The organism is Noviherbaspirillum aridicola, from assembly GCF_019656455.1.
Taxonomy (GTDB): Bacteria; Pseudomonadota; Gammaproteobacteria; order Burkholderiales; family Burkholderiaceae_D; genus Noviherbaspirillum; species Noviherbaspirillum aridicola.
Genome location: NZ_BPMK01000002.1, coordinates 61,782 through 74,881 on the forward strand (window position 1 = coordinate 61,782; position 13,100 = coordinate 74,881).

Annotated in this window: 9 protein-coding genes; 8 read left to right on the forward strand and 1 reads right to left on the reverse strand. The window is 68.6% G+C overall.

Going from position 1 to position 13,100, the window contains the following annotated elements; translation table 11 throughout:
• The first annotated feature begins 431 nt into the window (after positions 1 to 431).
• From NCCP691_RS02160 to NCCP691_RS02195, 8 genes are all read left to right on the forward strand, one after another.
• Complete coding sequence (locus NCCP691_RS02160) at positions 432 to 737, forward strand: virulence factor (protein ID WP_220806602.1); 306 nt, start codon at positions 432 to 434, stop codon at positions 735 to 737.
• An 81-nt stretch (positions 738 to 818) separates the two neighbouring features.
• Positions 819 to 3,842, forward strand: a complete 3,024-nt coding sequence (locus NCCP691_RS02165) for a PAS domain S-box protein (protein ID WP_220806603.1) — start codon at positions 819 to 821, stop codon at positions 3,840 to 3,842.
• Positions 3,843 to 4,071: 229 nt separating this feature from the next.
• Positions 4,072 to 4,515, forward strand: coding sequence for a type IV pilin protein (locus NCCP691_RS02170; protein WP_274387218.1), 444 nt, complete (start codon positions 4,072 to 4,074; stop codon positions 4,513 to 4,515).
• Positions 4,515 to 5,126, forward strand: coding sequence for a GspH/FimT family pseudopilin (locus tag NCCP691_RS02175; protein WP_220806604.1), 612 nt, complete (start codon positions 4,515 to 4,517; stop codon positions 5,124 to 5,126). The genes NCCP691_RS02170 and NCCP691_RS02175 overlap by 1 nt, the downstream gene beginning before the upstream one ends.
• An 8-nt stretch (positions 5,127 to 5,134) precedes the next feature.
• Positions 5,135 to 5,539, forward strand: a complete 405-nt coding sequence (locus NCCP691_RS02180) for a type IV pilus modification PilV family protein (protein WP_220806605.1) — start codon at positions 5,135 to 5,137, stop codon at positions 5,537 to 5,539.
• A gap of 3 nt (positions 5,540 to 5,542) precedes the next feature.
• On the forward strand, positions 5,543 to 6,664 hold the full coding sequence (locus NCCP691_RS02185) for a PilW family protein (RefSeq protein ID WP_220806606.1): 1,122 nt from the start codon (positions 5,543 to 5,545) through the stop codon (positions 6,662 to 6,664).
• On the forward strand, positions 6,661 to 7,305 hold the full coding sequence (locus tag NCCP691_RS02190) for a pilus assembly PilX family protein (RefSeq protein WP_220806607.1): 645 nt from the start codon (positions 6,661 to 6,663) through the stop codon (positions 7,303 to 7,305). Before NCCP691_RS02185 ends, NCCP691_RS02190 begins: the two co-directional genes overlap by 4 nt.
• 39 nt (positions 7,306 to 7,344) lie before the next feature.
• Positions 7,345 to 10,722 (forward strand): pilus assembly protein, encoded by a 3,378-nt coding sequence (locus NCCP691_RS02195; RefSeq protein ID WP_220806608.1) that lies wholly within the window; start codon positions 7,345 to 7,347, stop codon positions 10,720 to 10,722.
• A gap of 19 nt (positions 10,723 to 10,741) precedes the next feature.
• Here the strand turns inward: NCCP691_RS02195 and NCCP691_RS02200 are convergent, their stop codons facing one another.
• On the reverse strand, positions 10,742 to 13,024 hold the full coding sequence (locus NCCP691_RS02200; protein ID WP_220806609.1) for an MHYT domain-containing protein: 2,283 nt from the start codon (positions 13,022 to 13,024) through the stop codon (positions 10,742 to 10,744).
• Positions 13,025 to 13,100 lie beyond the last annotated feature (76 nt).

The following is a 13,100-nucleotide window of genomic DNA, read 5'->3' on the forward strand; positions in this document are numbered from 1 at the left end:
AGCTTCATTCGCGAAGCAGAAACGAGGGAAAAAATGCGTAGCGGTTCCTCTTGCATGCGAGCGAAATGACCATGGTCACGCGTGCGCCGGCAGGGTCCGGGATGGCGGCGCGCTGCTCTGCTTCGCCCTGCTTCACTCTGTGATGAGGCGCGCGCGCGACGGTCGCCGCATGCATCGCCTGCCGGTGACCCTGGTCACGCGGCGCCCGCGGGCATGCGCGCGCATGCCGGCGTCGAGGGTGGCGCGGGGCGAAGGCTGTTGGATCGTGTTCGAGCGGCGATACAGGAGCAGGTGGTCCGGGACCTGCCCCGGAACCGGCCGGCGAACTGTCGCAAGGGCGGTTCTTGACGCGCCGAAAATATTTCCGCGGTCCGCGAACAGCGCCCGCGCGCACGCATCTAAGCAGCATCCCCAACCCTGTCGAGGCCGTCATGAAGATCCTGGTTTCGCTCGCCGCCATCGTCGGCCTTTCCGGCTGCGTCGCCGTTCCCTATGACGCGCCGCCCGTCACCTACTACGAACCCTATCCCGCCTACGGCTACGCCTATCCGGCGGCCCCGGTGTACGTCGCGCCGGCCCCGGTGTACGTCGGGCCGCCGGTGCATTTCGGTTTCGGCCTGAGCTACCGCAGCGGCCGGGGCCATGGCCATCATCACCATCATCTGGACGGTTTCCGCAGCCGCGGAGGCCACGGCTTTCATCGTGGACACGGCCATCGCGGCTTCCGCGGCCGCTAGCCTGCGCGCCAGGCATTGCCGCAGGCAAAAAACAGGCGGGCATGGGAAACTGGCGGGGTTTCGCACCAACCGGATGAATGCATGGATCGGCCCAATGAGGTGACAGGACAGGATTCGCAACAACTGACTCCCGCATTCAGGGCGGCCGTCGCGCTTGCCGCCCAGGGCGGGCAGCCGGCGGCGGACGTGGCGCGGCGTTTCGGGGTGAGCGAAGAGCAGGTTGCCCGCTGGCGGGAGCGCTTGCTCGAAGGCGCCGAGTCCGTGTTCCGGGACCCGCCGGCGCCGGCCGAGGCCGCCCTTCCGGGCAGCAGGGACCTGGCGCTGATCATCGCGGAGAATTCGACCCAGGGTCTGGCGCTGATGGACCGGCGCGGCTACTGCATCTACGCCAACCGCAGCTGGCTCGAGATGACCGGTTATGCGTTGGAGGAACTGCGCAGCCGGCCGCTGCACGAACTCGTGCATCACCATCGGCCCGATGGCAGTCCCTATCCGATGGAGGAGTGCCCGATCGACCGCGCGCTGCCCGAGCATTTCCAGGTACGGAGCCACGAAGACCTCTTCTTCCGCAAGGACGGCAGCCGCTTTCCCGTCCTGTGCGCCGCCAGTCCGGTATTCGAGCGCGGCGAGGCGGTCGCCACCGTGGTCGAAGTGCGCGACATCAGCGCCCAGAAGGCGGCCGAGCAGCGCACCCTGGAAACGACGGCGACGGCCCTGCAGGCCGCCGAGGCCAATGCCAAGTTCCGCACCTTCTTCGACCAGGGATCCTATTTCGCCTGCCTGCTGACGCTTGACGGCACGCTGATCGAAGCCAATCGCCTGTGCCTCGAGTTCTGCGGCTTCACCCGCGAGGAAGTGATCGGCAGGAAGTTCTGGGAATGCGGCTGGTGGAACCTGTCGCCCGAACTCGCCGCGATGATCCGCGCCGGCACCGGGCAGGCGGCGGAAGGCGTGATGTTCCGGCGTGAAACGGGCTACTTCGTCGCCGGCGGCGAACAGCGCATCCTCGACCTGGTGCTGGCGCCGGTCACCGACGAGGCCGGCAAGGTGCTCTTCATCGCGCCGACCGGCGTCGACATCACCGAGCGCAAGCGGGTCGAAGAGAGACTCCGCCTGCTCGACGAGATCAGCGAGTCCACGCGCGCGGCGGCCGATGCCGGGTCGGTGCTCGAGGCCACGACCCGCCTGCTCGGCCGGCATCTCGCGGTCACGCGCTGCGCCTATGCCGACCTCGAGGCGGACAACGACCGCTTCACCATCCGCAACGACTGGACCGTCCCGGGATTCGCCAGCAGCGCCGGCGTCTATTCGCTCGACCTGTTCGGCAGCCGTGCCGCCGCCGACATGCGCGGCGGGCGCACGCTGGTGGTATGCGATGTCGACCGTGAGCTGGGCGAGGACGATGGCGGGGCGATGTTCAATGCCATCGGCGTCAAGGCCATCGTCTGCTGCCCGCTGGTGAAAGGCGGGCGCCTGGTCGCGATGATGGCGGTGCACCAGGCCGCGCCGCGTGCCTGGAAGCCGGACGACATCGCGCTGGTGGAAGAGGTGGTGGAGCGCTCCTGGGCGCATATCGAGCGGGTGCGCGCGACCGAAGAGCTGCGGCGCAGCGAGCTGCATCTGAACTCGCTGTTCGAGCAGACCTCCGCCGGCATTGCCGAAGCCGACACCAGCGGCCGCCTGGTGCGCGTCAACGACCGCTACTGCCGTATCCTCGGCCGGCGGCGGGAAGAGCTGGTGGGCATGCCGATGCAGTCGCTCACCCATCCCGACGACTTGCCGCGCAACATGGAAGTGTTCTCGGCCATGCTCGCGAGCGGCGAACCCTTCGAGATCGAGAAGCGTTATGTGCTGCCCGGGGGCGGCGAAGTCTGGGTGAACGTCGCGGTCAGCCTGATCAGGGCGCCCGGCCGCGACATGCCCGAGCGCGTGCTCGCGGTCGTGCTCGACATCACGCAGCGCAAGCAGGCCGAAGCGCGGCTGCGGGAGGCCGACCGGCGCAAGGATGAATTCCTTGCCATGCTCGCGCACGAGCTGCGCAATCCGCTGGCGCCGATCGGCGCCGCCGCCGACCTGCTGCGCCTGGCCCACGGAGACGGCGCGCGGGTGCGGCAGGCGAGCGAGATCATCGCGCGGCAGGTGCGCCACATGACGGCGCTGGTCGACGATCTGCTCGATGTCTCGCGCGTGACCCGCGGCCTGGTCAGCCTCGAGCTCGAACCGCTGGACGTCGCCCGCGTCGCGCTCGACACGGTGGAACAGGTGCGCCCGGCGATCGACGCGCGCCGCCACCGGCTTTCGCTGGACCTGCCGTCCTCGCCGGCGCCGGTGCACGGCGACCGCAAGCGCATCGTCCAGGTGATGGTCAATCTGCTCAACAACGCCGCGCGGTACACGCCGGAAGGCGGGCACATCCGCCTGAGCATCGACGCCGACGACACGCGGATCCGCTTCGCCGTCGAGGACGACGGCATCGGCATGGCGCCCGACCTGATCGCGCGGGCGTTCGACCTCTTCACGCAGGGCGAGCGCAGCGCCGACCGCTCGCAGGGCGGGCTCGGCATCGGACTGGCGCTGGTGCGGTCGCTGGTCGAACTGCACGGCGGCACGGTCGAGGCGCACAGCGATGGCCCCGGCCGGGGCAGCCGGTTTTGCGTTTCCCTGCCGCGCCTGGAAAAGCAGGCGGAGCGGCGCGAGGACGAGCGCGGCGGTCCGGCGTGGCAACGCGGCCGGCCGCTGCACGTGCTTCTGGTGGACGACAACGTCGACGCCGCCGAAGTGCTGGCCCTGTTTCTGCAGGAGATCGGCCACCGGGTCGACGTGGAGCACGATCCGCTGCGCGCGCTGGAACGGGCGGGGCGCGAGGTTCCCGACGTCTGCCTGCTCGACATCGGCCTGCCCGGCATGGACGGCCATCAGCTCGCGCGCGCCTTGCGCGCCAATCCGCGCACGGCCGGCGCGACCCTGGTGGCGCTGACGGGTTACGGGCAGGCGCAGGATCGCCGCGACAGCGAGGCGGCCGGCTTCGATCATCACCTGGTCAAACCGGTGGCGAGCGAGACTTTGCTGCGCCTGTTGTCCGGCATTGCGGCGCATCGGGGCTGAACCCCGGCCGTTCCCCATCGACGACACACTCCGACGACCGCGCGGCCCCGTGCCGTTGCGGCCTCGCCTCTCCCCTCGGGTTTTTACTGGCGGTTTTCCGGATTTCGATATAAGCTGAGGCAAAAATATTGCCGCACGGTAACAGATAACAATTTTGTAACTAGTTGTTTATTTTGTTACACGTTTGGATTAAAATTTCTTGCAAGAACAATATTTTGGGGAGGAAGGCATGCCGCGCATGCAACCGGGCAACCGGGGATTTACGCTGATCGAACTGATGGTGACGGTAGCCATCGTGGCCATCATCGCCGCCGTCGCCATTCCCGCGTACGGCGAGTACGTGGTCCGGTCGCGCCTGCCCCAGGCCCACAACAATCTCGCCATGCTGCGGGTGAAGCTGGAGCAGCATTTCCAGGACAACCGCAGCTACGAGGGTGCCTGCGTCGCCGGCAGCGCCGCGCCGCTGCCGGCACAGGACGATTTCACCTATGCCTGCCCGACCCTCACCGGCACCGCTTTCCTGGTCACGGCCACCGGACGCGCCGGCACGCCGGTCGCCGGCTTCACGTTCAGCCTCGACCACGCCAACGCGCGGCGGTCCACAGCGCTGCCCGAAGGCTGGGGCGTCGCGCCGGTCGCCTGCTGGGTCACCAGGAAAGGCGGAGGCTGCTAGTGGCGGCGAGGAGCGCGCCGCGCCGTGCGCAATCCGGCGTGACCCTGGTCGAGCTGATGATCGGCATCGCGATCACGCTGATCACGCTCGGCATTGCCGTTCCCTCGTTTTCCCAGTGGCTGCAGAGCACCCAGGTGCGCACCGCGGCCGAATCGATTCTCAACGGGCTGCAGCTGGCGCGCACCGAGGCGGTACGGCGCAATGTGCCGGTGCGCTTCCAGCTGACCGAGGACAACGGCGCAGTCGCCTGGCGCGTCGGCTGCGTCACCGTGCTCGACGATTGCCCGGCACAGATCCAGGCGCGCGTGGCGGCGGAAGGCACGCCCAATGCGCGCGTGGGCGCGAACGCGGTCGCGCTGCCGTCGCCGGTGCCGGCCAACCATTTCAGTGCTGCGCTCACGGCCGGCGACGGCGTCCCGGGCGGCGTCAGCTTCGACAGCCTGGGGCGGGTCGTCGCCGCCAACACCGGCACCGACCTGACGAGGATAGACGTCATCAACGCGGCCCGCGCCGATGCCCGGCGCCTGGTCGTGACCATCTCGCCCGGCGGGCAGGTCCGGATGTGCGATCCCTCGCTGTCGCTCGCATCCAGCCCCGCGGGCTGCAGTTAGGAGCGCTTATGAAAACACATCGCGTCCAGTCCGGCATGGCGGTGGTGGAGACCATGGTCGCCATTCTCGTCTTTTCGTTCGGCATCCTCGGCATCGTCGGCCTGCTGGCCGCCTCGATGAAGCACAGCGCCGAGGCCAAGTACCGCACCGTGGCGAGCAACCTGGCCGGCCAGCTCGCCGGCGAGATGTGGGTGGCCGACAAGAGCGCGCTGGCGACAGCCTTCGAAAGCCCGGACGGCGACCAGTACGCCGCATGGCGGGACAAGGTGCGGGCGGCGCTGCCGGGCGCCGCCGACAATGCGCCGACGGTGGCGATCGACGACAGCGTGGCCACCATCACGGTGCGCTGGCAGGCGCCCGGCGAGGCCGCCCACAGCCATGTGCTGGTGGCGCGCATCGGGGAGGGGATCTAGATCATGCGCGCGCCCGCACCCGCACCGGCCGCCCGCAACGCCGGCTTCGGCCTGGTCGAAGCGATGGTGGGCCTGGCCATCGCGCTGGTCGCCACGCTCGTGATCTCGCAGGTGTTCTCCGTGTTCGAAGGGCAGCGGCGCAGCACCACCGGGGGTTCCGACGCCCAGACCGAGGCCGCGCTCGCCGCCTATGCGATCGAGCGCGACCTGCGGATGGCGGGCTACGGCATGAATCTGCTCTCCGCGCTCGGCTGCACCGTGCGCGCGGAATACGACGGCGAGCGCCGCGACTTCGTGCTCACGCCGCTCAGCCTCAGCGACGGCGCGGGCGGACTGCCGGATGCCCTCAACATCGTCTCGAGCAACAAGCAGGCCTTCAGCGCGCCGGCGCGCATCATCACCGATCACCCCGAGACCGCGACCAATTTCTTCGTCAACACTGTGCTGGGCATCGCCGTGGGCGACATGATGATCGCCTGGGAGCCCAACAAGGACTGCACCCTGTTCCAGGTCACCGGCATCCCTAACGGCAAGCCGCAGCTGCACCACCAGAACACCAGCCCCTGGAATCCGACCGGCGCGGCCGCCGCCGATCTCTATCCCGATGACGGCTACAAGACCGGCGCCCTGCTGTTCAACCTCGGCTCCATGCGCGACCGCAGCTTTTCCCTCGATGCCGGCATGAACCTCGTCGTCGCCGACGTCAACAGCGCGACCGGTACCGCGGCCGAACAGCGGGCCTATTCGAATATCGTCAGCCTGCAGGCGCAATACGGCTTCGACACCCGCCCCGGCGTGCAGGCCGACAGCCGGGTGACGAACTGGTCGAGCACGATGGTCGACGCCGACGGCGACGGCGTCGTCGGCAACGGCGGCGACCTGCAGCGCATCTATGCGGTGCGCTTCGCCGTCGTGGCGCGCAACGCGGTGCGCGAGCTGCGCATGGTCGACGGCGCCTGCAATGTCACGACCGAGGACTCCGCCAACGCGCCGCGCTGGGCGGGCGGCGCCATCGATGTGAGCAGGAACCCGGACGGCAGCGCCAATGCGCAATGGCGCTGCTATCGGTATCACGTCGTGGAGAACACGGTGCCGCTGCGCAACCTGCTGTGGAGGGATTCATGAAGCCGCATTACAGGATGCCCGCGCGGCGGCAGGAAGGCGTGGTGCTGCTGATCGCCGTCGTCGTGCTGGTGGCCATGACCATGGCCGCGCTCGGCCTCGTGCGCTCCATCGATACCGGCAACCAGGTGGCCGGCAACCTGGCATTCAAGCAGGCCGCCACGGCCGCCGCCGATATCGGGACGCAGGCTGCGATCGACTGGCTTACCGCCAGGGTCGGCACGCCCGACGTCAACGAGGACATGCCGACGCAGGCCTATTACGCGACCAGCCAGGACAGTCTCGACATCACCGGCACCCGCGCCGCGGCCGACCGCGCCCAGGTGGACTGGGACGCCAACAACTGCCGCGGCCGGCCCAACTCCAGCTGCATCGCGCCCTCGGCCGCGATCGACGCCGGCGCGGGCAACGAGGTCCGCTACCTGATACACCGTCTCTGCAGCAGTCCGGGCAGTCCGGCCGCGGAAGGCAATTCCTGCGCCAATTACCAGTCGCGCGCATCCAGCGCGCCCAACAAGGACGGCTTCGACGAGACCAACTGGCAGCGCTTCGAGCCGCCGCCGGTTCCCTATTACCGCATCACGTCCAGGGTGAAGGGGCCGAGGAACACCGTCAGCTATGTCGAGACCATCGTCCACTTCTGAACCGGCGGGGCAATGTCCCCGGCGCCACGGAGAAACCGCATGAAAGATCATTCACGCAGGCTGCGCGCATCGCTGGCGCTGCTCGCCGCCGCCACACTGCCGGCGACCGCCGCCATCACCGACATCGCGACCGCGCCGCTGCTGTCCGCGCCGTCGACCTCGGTCAAGCCCAACATCATGTTCATCCTGGACGACTCGGGCAGCATGGGCTGGGAATACCTGCCGGATGCGGCCGCGAACTTCGACGGCGAGGAATACGGGTCGCGCAGCAGCCAGTGCAACGGCGCCTATTACGATCCGGGCGAGATCTACCTGCCCCCGGTCGACTCGTCCGGCAATGCCTACCCCAACGCGAGCTTCACCGCGGCGCTCAGCAACGGCTTCAACTCGTCGTCGACCAAGGTCAACCTGGAAGGCCGCTACTACTTCCGATACAAGGGCAACCAAGCCCCGCTGTCCTACACCTACGGCAGCGACGGCGCGGTCGATACGAACACGACCTTCTACAAGGAGTGCAACTCCAACATCGGCAATACGCCGGGCAGGAATGCATTCGACAAGGTGACCGTGAGCGCGACCTCCGGCCCCGGCGGCGCCGACGAGCGCACCAATTTCGCCAACTGGTACAGCTACTACCGCACCCGCATGCTCGCGATGAAGAGCGCGGCGGGACGCGCCTTCAGGGAGATCGGCAGCAACTACCGGGTGGGGCTGACCACCATCAATCACAGCAGCGCCAGCGTGGTCGATATCCTGGATTTCGACGCCACCCAGAGGCGGGCCTGGTATGAAGCCCTTTACGCGGCGGACCCGAGCGGGAACACGCCGCTGCGCGCGGCATTGTCGAGGGTCGGAAAACTCTACGCCGGCAAGACGGGCAACGATCCCGTGCAGTATTCCTGCCAGCAGAACTTCGCGATCCTGTCGACCGACGGCTACTGGAACGGTGGCGAGGGCAGCACGCTGCGCAACCGCTCGGTCGGCAACCAGGACGGCGACGGCACCCCGAGGCCGATGTATGACGGCAGCAATACCGCCAACACGCTGGCCGACGTCGCCATGTACTACTACAAGACCGACCTGCGCGCGCCCGACCTGTCCAACTGCAACGGCGCGCTCGGCACCGATGTCTGCCTCAACAACGTCAAGGGCTCGGGCCGCGACAACGCGGCGCATCAGCACATGACCACCATGACGCTGGGGCTGGGCATCAACGGCACGCTGAAGTATCACGAAGACTATCTGCTCGGCATGTCGCCGGATTTCAAGGCGATCGAACAGGGCACCCGCAACTGGCCGAAGGCGGAGGCAGACAGCCAGACCGCGGTCGACGACTTGTGGCATGCGGCGGTCAACGGCCGCGGCATTTACTTCAGCGCGCAGAGCCCGAACGCGCTGGTGAGCGGCATCAGCAAGGCGCTCGCCGAGGTCAAGGCCGAAACCGGTTCCGGCGCCGGCGCGGCGACCAGCAACCTGCAGCCGGTGCCCGGCGATTCCTACGTCTACATCGCCCGCTATACCACGGTGAGCTGGGACGGCGACGTGCAGGCGCGCGAAATGGACCCGGCCACCGGCAAGATCAGCAAGACCGTGCTGTGGTCGGCGCAGGCGCTGCTCGACACCAAGGTGGGGGCCCACACCGACCAGCGCACCATCTTCACGCACGACCCCGCGGCCGCCAGCGGTCTCAAGCCCTTCAACTGGACCAGCCTGAGCACGGCGGAGAAGGCTTATTTCAGCGGCCTGTGCGGCACCACCACGAAGCTCTCGCAGTGCTCCTCCCTCGACAGCGACGCGAAGGCGGCGGCGACCGGCGAGAACCTGGTGAATTTCCTGCGCGGCCAGCGAGGCTACGAAGACCAGGCCGGCAGCACGCAACGCGTGTTCCGCGACCGCGCCCACGCGCTGGGCGACATCATCGGTTCGCAGCCGGTGTACATCAGGGCGCCGCGGATTCCCTATGTGGACGCCAACCACGACGCCTACCGCTCGGCGAAGAAGAACCGGCAGGCGACGCTTTTCGTCGGCGCCAACGACGGCATGGTGCACGCGTTCAATGCCACTACCGGCCAGGAGATGTGGGCCTACATTCCGCCCATCGTCCTGCCCGAGCTGTACCGCCTCGCCGACCGCAATTACGCGGCCAACCATCGCTACTATGTGGACGGCACGCTGACGGTCGCCGACATCTGCCCCCGCGCCCCGGCCGAGACCTGCCGCGCGAGCGAATGGAAGACCATCCTCGTCGGCGGCCTCAATGCCGGCGGGCGCGGCTACTATGCGCTCGACGTCACCGACCCGACCAGTCCGAAGGCGCTCTGGCACTTCACCGTCGCCAACGACAGCGATCTCGGCTACAGCTTCGGCAATCCAATGATCGGCAAGCGCCGGGACGGCACCTGGATCGTCGCCTTCACCTCCGGCTACAACAATGTCTCGCCGGGCACAGGACGCGGATTCCTGTTCGTGCTCAACGCCGATACCGGCGCCGTGCTGGAAAAGATCGACACCGGCGTCGGCGGCACCGCCACCCCGAGCGGCCTCGGGAAACTCAACGGCTGGGTCAACAGCGTGTCGAACAACACGATCGAGCGCTTCTATGCCGGCGACCTGCTCGGCAACCTGTGGCGCTTCGACATCGACAACGCGGTGCCCCCCGCCGGCAAGGAAGCCCTGCTGCTGGCCGAACTCGGCAACACCAACGGCGCCGGCACCCAGCCGGTGACCATCAAGCCCGTGCTGACCGAGGTCAACCAGGGCGGCGTGGCGTATCCGGTGGTGCACGTGGCGACCGGCCGCTACCTCGGCATTTCCGACCTCGACGAGCAGGGCCAGCAGTCCATCTATGCGATCAAGGATCCGCTGACCGCCGCCGGACACGGGCAGGTCAGGCGCGACGGCGTGCTCGTGCGGCAGACGCTCAGCCCGGTCGCCGGCCAGGACCGGGACGACATCGACGACGACGGCGACACCCAGGAAACCGTCGAGAGCACGACGCGCAGAACCACGTCCACCCAGCCGGTGAACTGGCGCGAGAAGGCTGGCTGGTACGTCGATCTCAATCCGGGCGGTGCTTCCCCGGGCGAGCGGGTGAACATCGACATGCAGCAGCAGCTCGGCATTCTCACGGTGATCGGCAACGTGCCGCATACCGATGCCTGCACCAGCGGCGGCACCAGCTGGATCTACAACTTCGACTTCAAGACCGGCCAGTTCGTCCCCACGGCCGACGGCCGCGTCGCCGGCACCCGCTATTCGTCCAACACGATGATCGTCGGGAATACCAAGGTCTCCTGCGGCTCGGCCAGCTGCAATGTGATCGTCGACGGAGAGGGGGAAGTGGGATCGGTGCCCGATCCCGTGCCCGGAAGCGGCTCGGGCGTGCGCCGCGTGTCGTGGCGCGAGCTGCTCGACTGAAGCGGGATGGGCCGGGGCGTCACGCCGGAAGGCGGGCGCCTTCCAGCTTCCTGAGTTCGGCGGCGGCCGCCGCCAGCACCGCCGCCAGCGCCGCGCTGTCCACCGGCTTCACGAAGTGATGGTTGAATCCGGCGGCATGCGCCGCCTCCCTGTCCTTCTGCTGTCCGTAACCCGTCACCGCGACCAGCATGGCGGCGGCGGTCTCGGGCATTCGCCTCATGCGGCGTGCCAGTTCATAGCCGTCGATTTCCGGCAGTCCGATGTCGAGCAGCGCCGCGTGCGGCCGCCATTCGATCGCGCAGGCCAGACCCGACGCCGCGTCATGCGCGGTGCGCACCTCGTGGCCCTGCGCCTGCAGCAGCGCCGACAGGCTCTGGGCGGCGTCCGCATTGTCATCCACCACGAGTACGCGCAGCGATGCCGGCGAGGCGCCCGCCGCCGGAGCGGACGAGGGTTGCGCGGGCTCCCCGGGCTGCGCCGCCGCCGGCTGCGTCAGCCGCGGCAGGCGTACCTGGAAGCGGCTGCCCCGGCCCGGTCCCTCGCTGTCGGCGGCCACGCTGCCGCCGTGCAGTTCGACCAGGTTCTTGACCAGCGCCAGCCCCAGCCCGAGGCCGCCCTGGGCGCGGTCCGAGGAACGCCTGCCCTGCACGAACAGATCGAACACATGCGGCAGCAGATCGGGCGCGAGACCGATGCCGTTGTCGCTCACCGACAGCACCACTTCCATCGGCCGGACCTCGACCGCGAGCGAGATCTCGCCGCCGTCCTGGGTGTAGCGCGCCGCGTTGCCGAGCAGGTTGCTCGCCACCTGCACCAGCCTTTTCTCGTCGCCGGCGACCAGGGCGTCTTCCTGCGGCAGGCGCAGGTCCAGCCGGTGGCCGAGCTCCTCGACCAGCGGAGCGACCTGCTCGACCGCGTTGCGCGCCACCTGCCGCAGGTCGACCGGCGCCTTGCGCAGCGCGATCGTGCCGCGGGTGATGCGGGCCACGTCGAGCAGGTCATCGACCAGCTGCCGCATGTGGCCGGCCTGGCGCGCGAGCACGGCGCTGGTGTGCTGCAGGCGCGGGTCGCCGCCGCCGATCAGGCCGAGGTATTCGGCCGCCGCCGAGATCGGCGCCAGCGGATTGCGCAGCTCGTGTCCGAGCATGGCGAGGAATTCATCCTTGCGGCGGTTGGCGTCGTGCAGCTCCTGCTCGGCGCGGCGGCGTTCGCTGATGTCGCGCACGAAGGCGAAGTACTCGGAGTGGGTGGCGCCCTGCAGGGCGGTGAGGGCGATCTCGACCGGGATGTCCTGCCCCCGGCTGTCCCGCAGCGTGGTCTCGAAGCGGCTGCCCTCCGCCCCCGGCAGGCCGGGCGGCAGCACGCCGAACGGCGCGCCGGGGCTGCTCAGTTCCGCCACCGGCCGTCCGAGCGCTTCCTCGCGCGGCCAGCCGAACATGCGTTCGGCCTGCCGGTTCCAGTCGATGATGCGGCCGCTCGGGCCGATGCCGATGAAGGCGTCATGCGAGGTCTGCAGGATGGCGCGGGTGCGCTCGGCGTAGGCGCGCACCAGCGCGTCGCGCAGGCGTCGTTCCTCGTAGTGCGAGTCGATCAGGGCCGAGCCGATGGCGATGAGCAGGAACAGGAAGGAAAAGCCGGCCACCGACAGCGCCAGCCAGTTGCTGCTGATGTTCTGCGGACCGGCGGTGCAGACGCTGCCCGGCGCGATGATGGCGGCGGCCATGCCGGTGTAGTGCATGCCGTAGATGGCCGCGCCCATCAGCAGCGCGCTGCCGGTCTTCTGCCAGAAGGCCGAGCGTATCGTCTGACCGCGCAGATGCCAGGCCATCTGCAGGGCGCCCATGGAGGCGGCCATGGCGATGGCGACCGACAGCGCGAACAGCACCGGATCGTAGCGTATCGGCGGGTCCATGCGCATCGCGGTCATGCCCACATAGTGCATGCCGGCGATGCCGATGCCCATCAGCGCGCCCGCCCATCCGAGCCGGCGCCAGCTGAAGGTCGAGCGGCTCACGCTGTACAGCGCGAAGCCGGAGGCGACTATAGCCAGCAGCAGCGAGGCCAGCGTGATGCCCACGTCGAAGGCCAGCGGCATCGGCGAGCGCCAGGCCAGCATGCCGACGAAATGCATCGACCAGATGCCGCCGCCCATCGACAGCGCCCCGCCGCACAGCCATGCCCAGGCCTTGCGGCTGCCGCGCTCGGCCGCGACCCGGCCCGCCAGGTCGAGCGCGGCGTAGGATGCAAGAACGGCAATCCCGATCGACAGGGCAACCAGCCAGGGATGGTATGAGAGCGGCATCGGTGATGTGACAAGTGGCGCGCGTGCAGGTTGCAGGCGTTGCGCGGACGCCGCATAGCATATCCCATCGCAGCGC